The following is a 16153-nucleotide window of genomic DNA, read 5'->3' as shown; positions in this document are numbered from 1 at the left end:
CCACCGGAAGTAGCTGTTGACCGTAGGGTTACCGCCACTACGGTAGACAACCGGGTAGCGGTCCAGCGCACTTCTGACGACCAGGCCCGGATGAGGAGCAGTTCGTTGAACCTGGTGATCTACATCCTTCGCCGTCTGGCGATATCGATCCCCGTCCTCCTGGTCGGGACTTTCTTGTGTTTCGTGATGGTCGCCGGCACCGGCGACCCGCTCGGCGAGCTGCGGCAGAACCCGACCATCAGCAAGGAAGCGCTGGCCGCCACGGCCGCCAAGCTCGGTCTCGACCAGGGCATCGTGCCCCGCTACTTCACGTGGCTGGGTGACTTCCTGAGCGGGAACTGGGGCATCTCCATCGCGCAGGGCAACGCCCTCGCGCCGGTCGCCCCCAAGGTGATGGCCGCCTTCGGCGTCACCCTCAAGCTGGTCGTCGGCGCCGAGATCCTCGCGCTGATCATCGGCATCATCGTCGGCGTGCTCGCCGCGGTGAAGCAGTACTCGATCATCGACTACCTCGCGACCACCCTCGCCTTCCTGCTCTTCTCGATGCCGATCTTCTGCGTCGCGATCGTGCTGAAGCGCTACGCGATCGAGATCAACGGCTGGGTCCGCGACCTCGGCCTCTCCGACGTCCTCGGCAACCCGTGGCTGCGCACGACCAGCCCGGAGCAGCTGAAGACCGACGGCGTCGGCGACTTCATCACCAGCACCATCGGCGCGTACCTGCTGCCGACCCTGTCGATCATGGCGATCAGCTTCGCCGCGTACAGCCGGTTCCAGCGCGCCTCGATGCTCGAGGTGATGGGCTCGGACTACGTGCGCACCGCGCGTGCCAAGGGCCTGGCCAACGGCCGGGTCATCTTCCGGCACGCGTTCCGCAACGCGCTGATCCCGGTGTCGACGCTGTTCTCGGTCAACTTCGGCTCGGTCCTCGCCGGCGCCATCATCACCGAGACGGTGTTCAACTGGCACGGTATGGGCACATTGCTGGTGGAAGCCGTCACGAAGAACGACACTCAGGTGATGATGGGTTGGCTCGTGGTGATCGCCAGCAGTGTCATCGTCGCCAACCTGATCGCCGACCTGATGTACGGCATCCTGGACCCGAGGATTCGCGTTGGCTGACTTGAACTCTCTTCTCGCGACCGAGACCGCCGCGGCCGAAGGCACGCTGCCGCCGGACGCGCTGCCGGAACCGCGGAGCCAGGGCAAGCTGGTCCTGCGGAAGTTCCTGCACCACAAGCTGGCGATGGCGTCGTCGGCCGTGCTGATCCTGATCGTGCTGATCAGCATCCTGCTGCCGATCTTCTGGAAGCACAGCTACCAGGACAGCTCGTTCCCGTCGTTCGCCAAGCCCAGCGCGGAGTTCCCGCTGGGGACGACGCAGGTCGGCAAGGACATGGTGTCGCAGGTGCTGCGCGGCACGCAGTACTCGCTGCTCATCGCGCTCACGGTGTCGATCCTGGCCACCGTGATCGGCGTCGTGTTCGGCGCGGTCGCCGGCTACCTGCGCGGGTTCTCCGACTCGGCCATCTCCCGGGTGACGGACCTGTTCCTGATCATCCCGCAGATCGCCGCGGCGGCCATCCTCGCCAAGGTGTTCGGCGGCGGTTCCTGGTACATCGTCGCGCTGGTGCTGGCGGCGTTCGGCTGGATGCAGATCGCCCGGATCACCCGCGCCGAGGCGATGTCGCTGTCCCAGCGCGAGTTCGTCGACGCGGCCCGCGCGTCGGGTGCCGGAACGTTCCGGATCATCTTCAAGCACCTGGTGCCGAACATGGTCGGCAGCATCACGGTGAACGCGACCCTCGCGGTCGCGCAGGCCGTGCTGGCGGAAGCCGCGCTGTCGTTCATCGGCCTCGGTGTCCAGCTGCCGGACACCTCGCTCGGCCGCGTCATCCTGGAGAACTACGCCCAGCTGCAGACCCGGCCGGCGCTGTTCTTCGGGCCGTTCATCGTGCTCGTGCTGATTTCACTGACGATCAACTTCATCGGTGACGGTCTTCGCGACGCCTTCGACCCGCGCCAGCGGAGAATGAAGGCCTGAACGCACGACGCGGGGGTGACCGGTTCCGGTCGCCCCCGCGTCCGTTTCCGCGCAGGGTGATCGCCGGACCTGGGGGTTTCGGATGAATCTCGTGCTGTACGTGCTGCGCCGGCTGGCCATCTCCATCCCGGTCCTGCTGGTGGGCACGTTCCTGTGTTTCGTCATGGTGGCCAACACCGGCGACCCGCTCGGCGAAATCCGCAGCAAGCCGGGGATCAGCGCGGCGGCGATCGCCGAGACCGAGCAGAAGCTCGGCCTGGACCAGAGCGTCGTCGCCCGCTACTTCACCTGGCTGGGGCACTTCCTGACCGGCGACTGGGGCATCTCGATCGCGCAGGGCAACGCGTTCGCCCCGGTGCAGCCGAAGGTGATGGCCGCGTTCAAGGTGACGCTGGAACTGGTGCTGGCGGCGTCGGTGCTGGCCCTGGTCTTCGGCGTCCTGGTGGGTGTCCTCGCCGCCGTCAAGCAGTACTCGATCTGGGACTACCTGGCCACGACGCTGGCGTTCCTGATGTTCTCGATGCCCATCTTCTGCGTGGCGATCGTCCTCAAGGGCTACGCGATCCGCGCCAACATCTGGGTCCGGGACCTGGGCCTGTCCGACGTCCTCGGCGACCCGTGGCTGCGGACGACGAGCCCGGAGAGCCTCTCGGCCACCGGAGTCGGCGACGCGCTCGCGAAGTACGTCGGCGCGTTCCTGCTGCCCACGCTGTCGATCATGGCGATCACGTTCGCCGCGTACAGCCGGTTCCAGCGGGCGTCGATGCTGGAGGTCCTCGGGGCCGATTACGTGCGCACAGCGCGCGCCAAGGGCGTCTCGAACAGCCGCGTGATCTGGCGCCACGCGTTCCGCAACGCGCTGATCCCGGTGATGACGCTGTTCTCGGTCAACTTCGGCGCCACGGTGACGGGCGCGATCATCACCGAGACGGTCTTCAACTGGCACGGCATGGGCACGCTGCTGGTGGAGGCGGTCAACAAGAACGACCCCCAGGTCCTGATGGGCTGGCTGGTCGTGATCGCGGCCAGCGTGGTCATCGCCAACCTGGTCGCAGACCTCCTCTACGGCATCCTCGACCCCCGCATCCGCGTCGGCTGAGATGCCCCTCCGATCACGCGTGATGCCCCTCCAGACACGCATGATGCCCGCCTGAGCACGCGTCAGACCCCTCCAGACACGGCGAAGGGCCCGCATCCCAGCCGGGTGCGGGCCCTTCGACGGTCAGGACGTCAGTCGGCCACCGGGGCCAGCCGGCCGGCCTCCCAGGCCGCGCGGCGCTCGGCCTGCAGCACCGGGTCCGCGACCGGGGCCGCCGACAGCAGGCGCTTCGTGTACTCCTGCTGCGGCGAGTGCAGCACCTGGTCGCGGGTGCCGACCTCGACGAGCTTGCCGTGCTGCATCACCGCGACGCGGTCGGCCAGCAGGTCGACCACGGCCAGGTCGTGGCTGATGAACAGGCACGCGAACTGCAGCGACTGCTGCAGGTCGAGGAACAGGTCCAGGACGCGGGCCTGCACCGACACGTCCAACGCCGACGTCGGCTCGTCCGCGATCAGCAGCGCCGGGTCGAGCGACAGCGCCCGGGCGATCGCCACGCGCTGGCGCTGGCCGCCGGACAGCTCGTGCGGGTAGCGGTTCATGTAGTGCCCGCCCAGCTCGACCTTGTCGAGCAGCGACCGGACCCGCGCCGACAGCTCCTTACCGGCGAGCACCTTGTGCAGCACCATCGGCTCGGCGATCGACTCGCCGATCGTCATCTTCGGGTCCAGCGTCGACGCCGGGTCCTGGAACACGATCGAGAAGTACCGGCGAAGCGGGCGAAGCTCCTTCGCCGACATCTTCGTGATGTCCTTGCCCGCGATGGACACCGTGCCCTCGGTCGGGTCGAGCAGGCGGATGGCGCAGCGGCCGACCGTCGACTTGCCCGAGCCCGACTCGCCCACCAGGCCGACGATCTCGCCCTTGGCGATGGTCAGCGAGACGTCGTCGACCGCGCGGTTCTTGGCCTGGCCGCGGCGGCCCGGGTACTCGAGCACGAGGTTCTTGATCTCGAGGGCCGGCGCGGCCTCCTCGATGACGGCCTCGAGCTCCTTGTCGGCCAGCCGGATCTCCTCGGCGATCCTGGCCGCCTCGGTGCTGTCGCCGGCGATCCCGGAGTCCTCCAGGAGACGGCGGCCCTCGGGGCGCTGGCCGAGCACCGGCACCGCGGCGAGCAGCCGCCGGGTGTAGTCCTCCTTCGGCGACGCGAACAGCTCGCGCACCGGCGCCTCTTCGACGATCTCGCCCTGGTACATCACGATGACGCGGTCGGCCATGTCGGCGACGACGCCCATGTCGTGGGTGATCAGCACGATCGCCGTGTCCAGGGTGTCGCGCAGCTTGCGCAGCAGGCCGAGGATCTCCGCCTGGACCGTGACGTCGAGCGCCGTGGTCGGCTCGTCGGCGATGATGACCTTCGGGTCGCAGGCGATCGCCATGGCGATGACGACGCGCTGGCGCAGGCCGCCCGAGAGCTGGTGCGGGTACTGCTTGAACCGCAGCTCGGGGTTCGGGATGCCGACCATGTCGAGCAGCTCGACCGCCCGCTTGTCGGCGGCGTCCTTGGCGATGTCGAGGTGGGACCGCAGGGCCTCGCGCAGCTGCCAGCCGACCGTGTAGACCGGGTTCAGCGCCGTCATCGGCTCCTGGAAGATCATCGCGACCTGGTTGCCGCGGATCTTCTGCATGTCCTTCTCTTTGAGATCCGCCAGGTTGCGCTCGCCGAGGCGCAGCTCACCGGCGATCCGGCTGGTCTTGGGCAGCAGGCCCAGCACCGACATCGACGTGACGGACTTGCCGGACCCGGACTCCCCGACCACGGCCACGATCTCGCCGGGCTGCACGTCGAACCCGATGCCCTTGACGGCGTTCACGACGCCGTCCTCGGTCTGGAACGACACGCTGAGGTCGGAAATGGACAGGACCGATCCTGACACGCCGGCGACGTCCGCCGAAGTTGCTTCAGTGCTCACCAGATGCCCTTCGTGGGGGTACAGACCGTCACGACGCGGCGGTCGCGACTCGCGCGAGGATAACCGAGGGTGTCCCCGACGAAGGTCGGAGCACGGGAATTACGCTCAACCCGTGATCTCCCCGGTATCGCGAAGGCTGCTGTTCGTCCACGCCCATCCCGACGACGAAAGCATCACCACCGGCGCCTCGATCGCACGATACGCCGCGGAAGGCGCCGAGGTGACCGTGGTGACCTGCACGCTGGGTGAGGAAGGCGAGATCATGGCCGGCCTGCCCGAGCTCGCCGGGCTGGGCGCCTGGGCCGCCGACCAGCTGGGCGGCTACCGCGTCGCCGAGCTGAAGGCCGCCTGCGCCGCGCTGGGGGTGTCGCGGCACCGTTTCCTGGGCGGCATCGGCCGGTGGCGCGATTCGGGCATGGCGGGCACGCCGTCGGCGTCGCACCCGCGGGCGTTCACCGGGGGCAGCGCCGAGGAGCAGGCCGCGCAGCTGGCGGAGCTCCTCGACGAGGTCCGGCCCCAGGTCGTCGTGACTTATGACGCCTTCGGCGGCTACGGCCACCCCGACCACATCCGCGCCCACGAGATCACGATGGCGGCGGCGGCCGGGGCCGCTTCGGTGGCGCGGGTGTTCCACACGGTGACGTCGGAGAGCGCGGTGCGTGCCGGGCTGGCCGCGCTGCGTGCGGGCGAGACCCGCTACCGCGTGCCGGAGGACGACGAGCTGCCCGCGACACCCGACGAGGAGATCACCACGGTGCTCGACGTCGCCGCGTACGTCCCGGCGAAGCTGGCGGCCCTGCGTGCGCACGCGACGCAGCTGGACGTGGTCGAGGGTGACGTCCCGTACTTCGCGCTGACGAACGAGATCGCTCAGCCGATCCCCGCGAAGGACTGCTTCGTGCTGGCCCACGGCCCGGCCGAGGGCGCGGCGGACGACCTGTTCGGCGGGCTGTGACCGTGGAGGAGCGGCTTACGCTCGAACAGGGGCTGCTGCTCGCGCTGCTCGCCGTCGACACGGTGCTGCTGGCCCTGCTGGAACTGTTCTTCCTGCCGCTGCGGATCGGCGTGGTCCCGCTGCCGGTGACGGTGCTCGTGGGCGCCGTCACCACGCCGTGGCTGGTGTGGACCACGGCGAAGCTGGTGCGGCCCGGGCTTTCCTGGGTACCCCTCGCGGTGTGGGTGCTCGTCGTGTTCGGGGTCGGCATGCTGGGCCCGGGCGGTGACCTGGTGCTGATCCAGGACTGGCGGGCGTTGCTGCTGCTCGGCGCGAGCGCGCTGCCGGGCGCGATGGTGCTGGGCGGCGCGCCGCGCCGGCCGGCGGGAAGGGGACCGGGACGTGGGTGAGACGATCTCCGACCGGCAGGTCGTGGCCGTGCTGCGGCCGTTCGTGCGTGCGTGCGGGCCGATGCTGGACGCGCTGCGCGAGTCCGATCCGTTCGGCCTGCAGGCGCGGGCGGCCGAGGACCTGGCCGAGGTCGAGTCCGGGCTGAAGGCGAAGCTGATCCACGGCGTCACGTCGGTGAAGGTGCCGGGCACGGCGGCGTGGGCGCGGATGACGGGCTACGACCGGTCGAGCTGGTGGATGAACCGCGTCGGCCGCTTCACCGCGCTGCTGACGTCGATCCCCGGGCTGGGTGGCGCGCTGGCCGACCGGCTGCCGGTGCAGGACGCCCTCGGTGCGGCGTCCCAAGGCCTGTTGCTGTGCGCGATCGCGGGCGAGTACGGGGTGACCGACGTCGGAACGCGGGTGCGGCTCATCGCGTGGGTGCTCTTCGAGCGCGCCATCGATCCCGACCTCGCGGCGGGCAAGCACGCGGAGCACGACGAAGCCGCGGAGGCGGACGAAGCGGCGAAGCTGACCGAAGAACTGAGGGAGTCGGAGAAGAAGCACGGCAAGGCCACGGTGAAGGCGGCCGGCCGGACGCTGTGGCGGCTGGGCCGCGGCTTGCTGGGCATCACCGGGGAACTGGAGAAGCGCCCTCGCGGCAACCTGTTCCACCGCGCGCTCGGCATGCTCCCGGTCGTCGGTGCGGCGGGCGACTACCTCGGGGAGCGGTCGGGGCTGCGCGTGGTGTGGAAGCGCGCGCACGGCTGGCTCACCGAGCACGCGCCACCCGCCACGGCACCGCGCTGATCATTCCCGCGCGGCGCCGATCCCAAACCTCAGCGCCAGAACTGGAAGACCGAGTTGCCGAAGACGGCGAGCCGCCGGGAACCGCCGAACGCGTCGTAGATCCAGTCCGCGCCGGCCCAGAGGGCGTCCCGCGCCGGGTCGAAGAACCACAGGATCGCGAACAGGATGATCGGTGCCCACGGGCGGACCTGCGCGCCCAGTTCTCGGGCCCGCGGCGGCAGGTACGGCTCGAGCGCGCCCCAGCCGTCGAGGCCGGGAATGGGGAGGATGTTCAAGAGGAAGGTCAGGACCTGCAGGAGGGTCAGGTAGGAGATCGCGATGGCGAGGCCGCCCGCCATCGGGACCACCGCGACCACCAGCGCCAGCGCCGCACCGACCGCGAGGTTGCTCAGCGGCCCGGCCAGCGAAACCCACGAAGACGTCCCGCGCGAGCGCAGCGCGCCGCGGTTGATCCACACCGCGCCGCCCGGCAGCGGGATGCCGCCGATAATGAGGAAGATCAACGGCAGGATGATCGACAGGACGGGATCGGTGTACTTCCGCACGTCGAGCGTCAGGTAACCCTTGTGGGCGACGCTGTAGTCGCCGCCGCGGTAGGCGACCATCGCGTGCCCGAACTCGTGCAGCGACAGCGACGCCACCCAGCCGGCGGCGACGAAGATCACCACGCCGGCGATGAGCAGCGGGTCGCGGTCGCGGACGAAAACGGTGTTGACGTCACCGAACGCGGCCATGGCGCCACCGGCGACGGTGAGCGCGAGGATGCCGAGGAAGACCGGGCTGGGGCGCACTGCTGACTTCTGCACGTGCTCCAGTCTTCCGTATGCCCGGTGTGAAGTTACCGGCGTGTCCCCTTGCGCGATCGGGCCGGAACGTCCCCCGAACTCGCTACTCCGCTTGACCTGACCGCACTACACGGGTGTAATCACAGTGATGTCATTCGCCGCCGAGAGGGGACGGCGAGTGTCGTTTCACCACCGCCAGCCTGGGGAGTGCTAGGGAGCGAGGAGGCGGACGTGCGGTTGGAAGCCGATGGGAAGGAATGGGGGCACGTCATGAGTTGGGGCGAGATCCCGGAGCAGGCTCTGGGAGATCTCACCGAGCTCATCGATGCCACCGAAGAAGAGCAGGATTGGCAGGAACGCGCCCTGTGCGCGCAGACGGACCCGGAGGCGTTCTTCCCCGAGAAGGGCGGTTCCACCCGCGAAGCCAAGCGGATCTGCCTGGGCTGCGAGGTCAAGGACGAGTGCCTTGAGTACGCATTGGCCCACGACGAGCGCTTCGGCATCTGGGGCGGTCTGTCCGAGCGGGAGCGCCGCAAGCTGAAGAAGCGAGCTGTCTGAAGCGGGTCCCCGGGGCCCCGTGCGTGGCGAGGCCCGTGTCGACGTCGCGTCCACACAGTGGAACTGCGGAAATCGCCGGTGATGTTCGTGTCACCGGCGATTTCCCTTTGGTGAAGCCTCGGCGTGGGCTCACCATCGGGTGACGGGCCGGGGCCGTAGGGTGGCCGCACCGACTGCCCGCCTCATCTGGAGCGTTCGTTGCCCCCCGTCTCGCGCACCGCGCCCGTTCTGGCCATTGTGGTCTGTCACAACGGCGAAAACTGGCTGCCGCTGGCGCTTTCCGCGTTGCGCCGCAGCAGCGTCCGGCCCCGGCACGTGCTCGCCGTGGACACCGGCTCCACCGACGCGACCCCGCGGCTGCTCGCCGAAGCCGCCGCGGATCCCGGGCCGGATTCTTCTCCCGTGCTCTCGGGGGTCGTCACACTCTCGAGTGAGACCGGCTTCGCGGCCGCGGTCGCCGAAGCCGTCGGGCACGCCACCGAACGCTGGGGCGACCCCGGTTCCTGGCTGTGGCTGCTGCACGACGACTGCGCGCCGGAACCCGACTGCCTCGAGCAGCTGCTCCACACCGCCACGAAGGAACCGTCGGCCACCGTGCTCGGCGCGCTCGGCCTCGACTGGACCGATCCGCGGCTGATCGTCGAAGCCGGCCTGTCCACCGACGCCGCCGGGCACCGCCAGCAGGTCGCCACCACCGCCGAGGACCCCCTGGAAGTGCTCGCTGTGCCCAGCGCCGGCTCGCTCGTGCGCCGCGACGCCTGGGACTCCCTCGGCGGCTTCGACCCGGATTTCCCGTTGCTGCGCGAGGATCTCGACTTCGGCTGGCGCGCGAACGCGGCCGGCGGCGTGGTCCTGTCCGTGCCGCTCGCCCGCGTGCGGCACGCCCGCGCCGTCACCACGGGACGGCGGACGGCGGACGCGCTCCCCGGCCCGGTGGCCGCCGCGAACCGCGCCCACGGGCTGCGCGTGTTCCTGGTGAACTGCACGCCGTTTTCCTTCTGGCTCGGCATGATCCGGCTCCCGCTGCTCGCGGTGCTGCGCGCGCTGGCCTTCGTCCTGCTGCGCCGCACCGGGGAAGCCCGGTCCGAGCTGGCCGCCGCCGCGTACCTCCTCAGTGGACGCGGCGGATTGCGTGCCGCGCGTGCCCACCGGCGGCGGAATCCGCGGCCGGGCTCGGTCCGCGGGCTCTTCACCGGCCGCTGGACCCGGCTGCGCAACGCCGTCCGCGCCGGAGTCGTCGGCCTGGTGCGCCGCGGAGTCGAGAACGACGTCGCGCTCGGCCGGGTACCCGAGACCGTCGAGACCGAGTCGGCGTGGGTGACGCCGGAAGCGCTCGACGCCCGCGACCACCGTCCGGTCGGCCCGGACGCGCTGCCCGCGGGCGCGCTGCGCGGAGTCAGCTCACGCGGGTCCGGGCTGCGCCGTCCCGGCACGCTCGTCGCCGTCGCGCTGCCGGAAACCCCGGCGCCTCGCGCCGAAGACGCCGAAGACACCGCCGGAGACGCCTCCGAAGCCGAAGAGCCGGAGTCCGAACTCGTCTTCGTGGAGGTGAACCGCCGCCGGGTGCTGGCGGCGACGGTCTTCGCGCCGCCCGTGGTCCTGCTCGTCGTGCTGACCGCGCTCGGCCTGGTCGTCAACCGCGCCCGGCTCGGCCTCGACCTCTTCGGCGGCAAGCTGCTCCCGGTCGGCGGGCTGGGGGAGCTCTGGACGTCGTACCTGACGCCGTGGCACGCGATCGCGGGCGGCACCGGCGCGCCGGCGTCGGCCACCCTGCCGGTGCTCGGCACGCTCGGCGCGGTGTTCGCGCCGATCGGCGGCCCGGCCGCGCTGGTGGCGATCCTCCTCATCGGCGACATCCCGCTCGCGGCGCTGAGCGCGTACGCGGCGACGAGGCGGCTTCGCGTGCGCCGCTGGGTCCGCGCGGTCGTCGCGGCGACCTACGCGCTCCTGCCGGCCGCGACCGCCGGCGTGGCGCAGGGCCGGCTCGACGTCGTCGTGGTGCACCTCGTGCTGCCGCTGGTGGCCGCGGGCATCGCCGGGCTGCTCGTGCACGCGGACACGCGCTGGCTGCACGTGTCGGCGCTCTCGGCGTTCGGGGTGGCGCTGCTCGGCGCGTTTTCGCCGCTGGCGCACGGGCTCGCGCTCGCCGGGCTGCTGATCGGGTTCGTCGTGCTGCCCGCGCCGACCGGGCTGGCCCGCCGGATCGCGTCGGTCGGGATCGTGGTGCTGCTGCCGCTGGCGCTGCTGCTGCCGTGGCCGACCGTGCTGCTCAAGCACCCGGAACTGCTCGTGCAGGGGCTCGGCGGGGCGGCCGCGCCCGTTTCCGGCACGGATCTCGCCGGGCTCGACCCGGGCGGGCCGGGCGCCTGGCCGCTCGGCGTCGCGGTGATCGCCGCGGCGCTGGTGGCCGTGGTCGTCCGGCCGACGAAGCTCGCCGCCGGCGGGGTCGCGCTCGCGGCGCTGGGCGCGGCCGGGCTGGTGCTGGTGCGGCTGGTGACGGCACCCCCGCTGCAGGGCGGCACGCCGTCGCACGGCTACGCGGGCGTGCCGCTGCTGATCGTCGGCGCCGGGCTGCTGTGGGTGGTGCTCGGTTCGTGGCAGCGCGGAGGCACGGCCGGAGTGCCGGCCGCGTGGCTGCCGAAGGTCATGGCGGTGGCCGGGGTGGCGGTGTTCCTGGCGCTGGCGGCGGGCGCGCTGGTCGTCGGGTCGCAGGGCCCGCTGCGGGCCGGTTCGCGGCCCTCGCTGGCTCCGGAGGTGGCGGCCGAGCTGGCGGCGTCCGGCCGGTCGGTGCTCGACCTGGCCCCGGACGCGACCCGCCAGCTCGGCGGCCGCCTCCCGCACTACGGCGACGACGAGCTGGCCCCGACCCCCGGCACCCCGGCCCGCCTGACGTCGTGGCGCGTCAGCCTCGGCCGCGGCGACGCGGCAGCGGTCCAGGGCGCGCTCGCGGCGGCCGCGGCGGCGGGCGTCCAGTTCGTGGTCCTCCCCCCAGGAGTCGACCCGAAGGCGTACGTCCCGCTGGCGAAGGACTTGCTGTCGGTGGCGGCGCCGACATCCGACGGCCGCGGCGTCCTCCGGCTGGTGCCCCCGGCCGGAGGAGTGATCTTGATCTCGCCGGAGCTGGCCAAAGCAGCGGTCACGGGCGGCGGCGCCCCCGGGAATTCGCCGGGCGTGGCCCCGGTCCGGGCCGACCTGCCGGACGTGCGCGTCAGGGTGTCCGACGGCCCAACCGGCAGGCTCCTGGTGCTGGCGGCAGAGCAGGAGGCAGGCTGGAAGGCGACGGTGGCCGGCAAACCGGTCCCGATCGTCCCGGCGTGGGGCCACCAGGTAGCGGTATCGGTACCCCCGACATCGGCAGAGGTGACGGTGGAGTACCCGGGAACGGAGCGGAACCTGCTCTTGCTGGCCCAACTGGCGGCAGTGCTGTTCACCCTCCTGACGGCGGTCCCCGGCCCAAGGGGGCTTGCCCCAAGGAAGGAGCAGGGTGGTCATCCCGTCGCCTGAGGCCGTCAAATCACTTTGAGCCGGGCCCGCAACCAACAGGTCAACGCGGGATAACAGCGCAAGCTTGCGGGCCCGGCTCAAAGTGATAGGCCTCGTTCAGGCGACGGGATGACCACCCAGCGGCCCATCTCGGGAACGTGAGACAACAGCGGCGAGGAAGGGTCATCCCAGAGCCTGCCCGTCCGGCGAGGACAATCTTTTTCTTTTTAGCCGCGGCAGACTGCCGCGGCAGGGCTTGAACGCTGCTTTCTGCCGCGGCTGGGCAGGTCTGGTGACGTCGCTGGTCGCCTTGCGCTCCCGGCCGCCGATTCGCGATCACATCGTGGGCCGGCTTGCGCCGCCGCCCCCGGCCCTACTCGCCCTCGATGACGTCCGGCTCCACGCCCAGGTACCCGGCAACCTGCTCCACCAGCACGTCATGAACCAGCTCGGCCAGCTCCGACGGGTCCTTCGCCCGGGCCTCCAGCGGCCGCCGGTACAGCACGATCCTGGCTCGCGTCGGCAACCCCGTCCGGTCCACCCCCGCCGGGACCAGGCGGGACAACGGCACCGCGCCGTCGTGCAGGACGCCGTCCGCCGGGGAGTGGCCGTTCTCGCGGACCTCGGGTACGTCGTCGACCGCCACGTCGAGCTTCGTCAGCTCGTGGCGCCAGCGGGCTTCGATCGGCTCCAGTGCGTCGAGCACCAGTGCGTCGAACCTCTCCGCGCGGCTCGCGGCAGCGGGCAGGGTCGCCGGATACAGCGTCCCGCGCAGGCCCCGGCCGTGCCGGTCCCGCCGCGAGCGCCGCCGCTGTCGGTAATCACGTGCCGTCGCCACGCCCGAAGTCTATGCGGTCGGCACGTCCCAGCGCGTGTCGCTCCTCCAGGCTTGCGGCGACGCGCTATCGTTTCGTTTCGTGCGGAGCGTACGGAAGTGTTCGCGTACTGGCTGTCTCGAGCCAGCTGTGGCCACGCTGACGTATGCGTACAGCGACTCCACCGCCGTCGTCGGCCCGCTGGCCACCGCCTCCGAGCCGCATTCGTACGACCTCTGTGAAGCCCACGCGCTGCGGCTCACCGTCCCCAAGGGCTGGGAAGTCGTCCGGCACGAGGGCGCCTTCGCCGCGCCGGATCCGTCGGCCGATGAACTGACCGCGCTGGCCGAGGCCGTGCGCGAGGCCGGCCGCCCCGGAAAACCGGCTCCCGCGCCCGAGCCGGAGGGGCCGTCCGGGCGCCGCGGCCACCTGCGGGTCCTCCCCGGCCGCGCCTGAACGCGTAACCCTCTCACCCCGCCGGTAGGCTTTCCGCGCGGCGCAGCGGGCGCCGGGACGACTATTCGCGGGGAGACGGCGTGCCAGACCTTTCGGGCATCGTGAAGGCCTACGACATTCGCGGCGTGGTCGGCGAGCAGCTCGACGCGGACCTCGTCCGCGACTTCGGCGCCGCGTTCGCCCTGCTCATCAAGCCGGAAGCGCCCTCGGTGGTGATCGGCCACGACATGCGCGACTCCTCGCCGGGGCTGGCCACCGCCTTCGCCGAGGGTGTCACCTCGCAGGGCCTCGACGTGGTGAGCATCGGGCTGGCCAGCACCGACCAGCTGTACTTCGCCTCCGGTTCGCTGAACCTGCCGGGCGCGATGTTCACCGCCAGCCACAACCCGGCCAAGTACAACGGCATCAAGATGTGCCGCGCGGGCGCGTCGCCGGTCGGCCAGGACACCGGGCTGGCCGAGATCCGCGACACGGTCGAGCAGGGCGTGCCGGAGTTCGAGGGCCAGCGCGGCTCGGTGACCGAGCGGGACGTCCTCGCCGACTACGCCGCCTACCTGCGCAACCTCGTGGACCTGTCCGGCAGCCGGCCGCTGAAGATCGTGGTCGACGCCGGGAACGGCATGGGCGGCCACACCGTCCCGACCGTCTTCGAGGGGCTGCCCATCGACGTCGTGCCGATGTACTTCGAGCTCGACGGCACCTTCCCGAACCACGAGGCCAACCCGCTCGACCCGGCGAACATCGTCGACCTGCAGGCGAAGGTGCGCGAGGTCGGCGCGGACGCCGGCATCGCCTTCGACGGCGACGCCGACCGCTGCTTCATCGTCGACGAGCGCGGCGAGCCGGTTTCGCCGAGCGCGATCACCGCGCTGGTCGCCGTCCGCGAGCTGGCCAAGGACCCGGGCGGCACGATCATCCACAACCTGATCACGTCCAAGGGCGTCCCGGAGATCGTCGCCGAGCACGGCGGCAAGCCGGTCCGCACCCGCGTCGGCCACTCGTTCATCAAGGCCGAGATGGCCCGCACCGGCGCCATCTTCGGCGGCGAGCACTCCGCGCACTACTACTTCCGCGACTTCTGGCGCGCCGACACCGGCATGCTGGCGGCGCTGCACGTCCTCGCCGCGCTCGGCGAGCAGACCGGCCCGCTGAGCGAGCTGACCAGCGCGTACTCGCGCTACGCGGCCTCCGGGGAGATCAACTCCACGGTCGACGACCAGGTCGCGAAGATGATGGCCGTCAAGGACGCCTTCGGCACCCGGTCCGGGGTCGAGCTCGACGAGCTGGACGGCCTGACCGTGCAGCTGCCGGGCGGCGCCTGGTTCAACCTGCGCCCGTCGAACACCGAACCGCTGCTCCGGCTGAACGTCGAGGCGGCGAACGCCGAGGCCGTGCAGGGGCTGGTGGACGAAGTACTCGCGATCATCCGCAACTGACAGTCCACGGTGAAGGGCGGCCCGCGGGCCGAACTGTGTCCTGAAGTGCCCTTCATCACACCTTCTCGCGTGGTATGGAGGAACCATGGCCATCACGCTCGACGCCCAGCTCCTCGAGATCCTGGCGTGCCCGTCGCCCGATCACGCCCCGCTCCGGCCGGGCACCCCGGACGACCCCGAGGCCGACGCGCTGACGTGCACGGAATGCGGCCGGGTGTACCCGGTCCGTGACGGCATCCCGGTGCTGCTCCTGGACGAAGCCACCGTGCCGGGGAACAACGGAAACTCCGATGCCGACAGTGCTTGACGACACACTGCTCGACGACCCCGCGCGGCTGGCCGAGGCCGACAGCGCGGGGTTGCTCCGAGCTGCGGCGATGGCCGGCGCCCAGGTGCGGGCGACCGCCGAGCTGGCCGCGGAGCTGGAGCTGTCCGAGCGGCTCGACATGGGCCGCCCGCGCGCCGTCGTGCTGATCGACCGGCCCGGGGTGAGCCGCACGCTCACCCGGCTGCTGGCTGCCCTCCTGGCGCCGTCGTGCCCGGTCCCGGTGGTCGTCGCCGAAGTGGTGCCGAGCTGGATCGGCGCGCTCGACGTCGTGTTCGCGCACACCGACGACCCCGGCGACCGCGAGCTCGCCGCGTCGCTGGAGCGCGCCGCCCGCTACGGCGCCTCGGTGGTGCTTTCGGCGCCCTCGGAAGGGCCGGTCGCGGCCGCCGTGGCCGGCAAGGGCCTGCTGCTGGCGCCGCGGATCCCGGTGCCGCCCGAGCTGGCGTTCCCGCGCGGCCTGGCCGCCGGGCTGCTCACCGCCAACGCGCTGGGCCTGCTGATCTCCGATGTCCAGGTGCTCGCCGACCAGCTGGACCTCGAAGCCGAAAAGGACTACCTGGCGCGGGAGTCGTTCGCGAACCCGGCCAAGGCGCTGGCGCTGCGGGTCGCCGACCGCGTGCCGCTGCTGTGGGGCCTGGACCCGGTCGCGGTCGCCGTCGGCGAACACGCTGCGCACGCGTTCGCCGCCCACGCGGCCACGGTGTGCGACGTCGAGGACTATCGTCAGGCCCTGGCGCGCCCCGCATTGCGGCGGGCGGCGCAATCAGGTGGCGGAGAGCGTGACATCTTCGCCGATCCGGACGATCCCTCTGGTGACATCCCCACCCGGGTGCTGTTGCTCTCGGTGCGGACCGGTCCGGCCACGGACGCGGCGCGCTACCAGGCCGAGGATCTGCTGCCGGGTGCGGACGTCATCGCGCCGGCCGAGGAGATCGAGGCCGACGAAATCGTGCGGGCCGCGGTGCTGGCACTGCGGTTCGAACTGGCGGCGGTCTATCTCGGGCTGGCGGCGGGCAGCATCGGCGGCGCGGGCCGCTTCGCGCCTGCGACGGCGTGAGACCCGCCTAGCACCGGCCCCGGCCGGTGCCGAAGGAGTGGAGTT

The 16153-nt window shown here is 71.4% G+C and carries 15 protein-coding genes; 12 read left to right on the top strand and 3 right to left on the bottom strand.

What is annotated here, in order from left to right; all coding sequences use genetic code 11:
- The first annotated feature begins 105 nt into the window (after positions 1-105).
- The 3 genes from ACFPLC_RS06395 to ACFPLC_RS06385 all read left to right on the top strand — a co-directional run bounded on the left by ACFPLC_RS06395 (position 106) and on the right by ACFPLC_RS06385 (position 3143).
- Entirely contained in the window at positions 106-1122 is a 1017-nt protein-coding gene (locus ACFPLC_RS06395; RefSeq protein ID WP_191314841.1) for an ABC transporter permease, read from the top strand.
- A complete protein-coding gene (locus ACFPLC_RS06390; protein ID WP_191314840.1) occupies positions 1115-2044 on the top strand; it encodes an ABC transporter permease in 930 nt (309 codons plus the stop codon). Before ACFPLC_RS06395 ends, ACFPLC_RS06390 begins: the two co-directional genes overlap by 8 nt.
- 82 nt (positions 2045-2126) lie before the next feature.
- On the top strand, positions 2127-3143 hold the full coding sequence (locus ACFPLC_RS06385; protein ID WP_378189012.1) for an ABC transporter permease: 1017 nt from the start codon (positions 2127-2129) through the stop codon (positions 3141-3143).
- A 131-nt stretch (positions 3144-3274) separates the two neighbouring features.
- Here the strand turns inward: ACFPLC_RS06385 and ACFPLC_RS06380 are convergent, their stop codons facing one another.
- Complete coding sequence (locus ACFPLC_RS06380; protein ID WP_378189010.1) at positions 3275-5056, bottom strand: ABC transporter ATP-binding protein; 1782 nt, start codon at positions 5054-5056, stop codon at positions 3275-3277.
- Positions 5057-5168: 112 nt separating this feature from the next.
- On the opposite strand from ACFPLC_RS06380, the gene mshB reads away from it, so the two are divergent.
- The 3 genes from mshB to ACFPLC_RS06365 are packed head-to-tail and all read left to right on the top strand — an operon-like array spanning position 5169 to position 7190.
- Positions 5169-6011: an N-acetyl-1-D-myo-inositol-2-amino-2-deoxy-alpha-D-glucopyranoside deacetylase gene (gene mshB, locus ACFPLC_RS06375; RefSeq protein ID WP_378189009.1), complete on the top strand. Its 843-nt coding sequence runs from the start codon at positions 5169-5171 to the stop codon at positions 6009-6011.
- Positions 6008-6400, top strand: a complete 393-nt coding sequence (locus ACFPLC_RS06370) for a hypothetical protein (RefSeq protein ID WP_378189008.1) — start codon at positions 6008-6010, stop codon at positions 6398-6400. Before mshB ends, ACFPLC_RS06370 begins: the two co-directional genes overlap by 4 nt.
- Positions 6393-7190, top strand: a complete 798-nt coding sequence (locus ACFPLC_RS06365; RefSeq protein WP_378189007.1) for a hypothetical protein — start codon at positions 6393-6395, stop codon at positions 7188-7190. Before ACFPLC_RS06370 ends, ACFPLC_RS06365 begins: the two co-directional genes overlap by 8 nt.
- Positions 7191-7219: 29 nt before the next feature.
- Here the strand turns inward: ACFPLC_RS06365 and ACFPLC_RS06360 are convergent, their stop codons facing one another.
- Positions 7220-7981: a site-2 protease family protein gene (locus tag ACFPLC_RS06360; RefSeq protein WP_378189079.1), complete on the bottom strand. Its 762-nt coding sequence runs from the start codon at positions 7979-7981 to the stop codon at positions 7220-7222.
- Positions 7982-8245: 264 nt separating this feature from the next.
- Between ACFPLC_RS06360 and ACFPLC_RS06355 the strand changes: the two genes are divergently transcribed.
- Positions 8246-8533: a WhiB family transcriptional regulator gene (locus tag ACFPLC_RS06355; protein ID WP_161790928.1), complete on the top strand. Its 288-nt coding sequence runs from the start codon at positions 8246-8248 to the stop codon at positions 8531-8533.
- 198 nt (positions 8534-8731) lie between these two features.
- Positions 8732-12037, top strand: coding sequence for a glycosyltransferase (locus tag ACFPLC_RS06350; protein WP_378235727.1), 3306 nt, complete (start codon positions 8732-8734; stop codon positions 12035-12037).
- A 352-nt stretch (positions 12038-12389) separates the two neighbouring features.
- Here the strand turns inward: ACFPLC_RS06350 and ACFPLC_RS06345 are convergent, their stop codons facing one another.
- Positions 12390-12854, bottom strand: a complete 465-nt coding sequence (locus ACFPLC_RS06345) for a metallopeptidase family protein (RefSeq protein ID WP_004559274.1) — start codon at positions 12852-12854, stop codon at positions 12390-12392.
- A gap of 79 nt (positions 12855-12933) precedes the next feature.
- On the opposite strand from ACFPLC_RS06345, the gene ACFPLC_RS06340 reads away from it, so the two are divergent.
- From ACFPLC_RS06340 to ACFPLC_RS06325, 4 genes are all read left to right on the top strand, one after another.
- The gene (locus tag ACFPLC_RS06340; RefSeq protein WP_026468546.1) at positions 12934-13287 is read left to right on the top strand and encodes a DUF3499 domain-containing protein; all 354 of its coding nucleotides are present in this window, start codon (positions 12934-12936) and stop codon (positions 13285-13287) included.
- Positions 13288-13367: 80 nt separating this feature from the next.
- Entirely contained in the window at positions 13368-14723 is a 1356-nt protein-coding gene (locus tag ACFPLC_RS06335; RefSeq protein WP_191315227.1) for a phosphomannomutase/phosphoglucomutase, read from the top strand.
- Positions 14724-14808: 85 nt separating this feature from the next.
- The gene (locus ACFPLC_RS06330) at positions 14809-15030 is read left to right on the top strand and encodes a Trm112 family protein (protein ID WP_191315226.1); all 222 of its coding nucleotides are present in this window, start codon (positions 14809-14811) and stop codon (positions 15028-15030) included.
- Positions 15014-16108, top strand: a complete 1095-nt coding sequence (locus ACFPLC_RS06325; RefSeq protein WP_364256285.1) for a hypothetical protein — start codon at positions 15014-15016, stop codon at positions 16106-16108. Before ACFPLC_RS06330 ends, ACFPLC_RS06325 begins: the two co-directional genes overlap by 17 nt.
- Positions 16109-16153: the final 45 nt, after the last annotated feature.

The sequence above is a fragment of the Amycolatopsis plumensis genome (assembly GCF_042652605.1).
Classification (GTDB): domain Bacteria; phylum Actinomycetota; class Actinomycetes; order Mycobacteriales; family Pseudonocardiaceae; genus Amycolatopsis; species Amycolatopsis plumensis.
This window is presented reverse-complemented; position numbering and strand designations above follow the sequence as displayed.

Coding starts and splice junctions, on each gene's coding strand:
- ACFPLC_RS06385 (WP_378189012.1), top strand. CDS start 2,127: ATGAATCTCGTGCTGTACGTGCTGCGCCGGCTGGCCATCTCCATCCCG.
- ACFPLC_RS06355 (WP_161790928.1), top strand. CDS start 8,246: ATGAGTTGGGGCGAGATCCCGGAGCAGGCTCTGGGAGATCTCACCGAG.
- ACFPLC_RS06330 (WP_191315226.1), top strand. CDS start 14,809: ATGGCCATCACGCTCGACGCCCAGCTCCTCGAGATCCTGGCGTGCCCG.
- ACFPLC_RS06325 (WP_364256285.1), top strand. CDS start 15,014: ATGCCGACAGTGCTTGACGACACACTGCTCGACGACCCCGCGCGGCTG.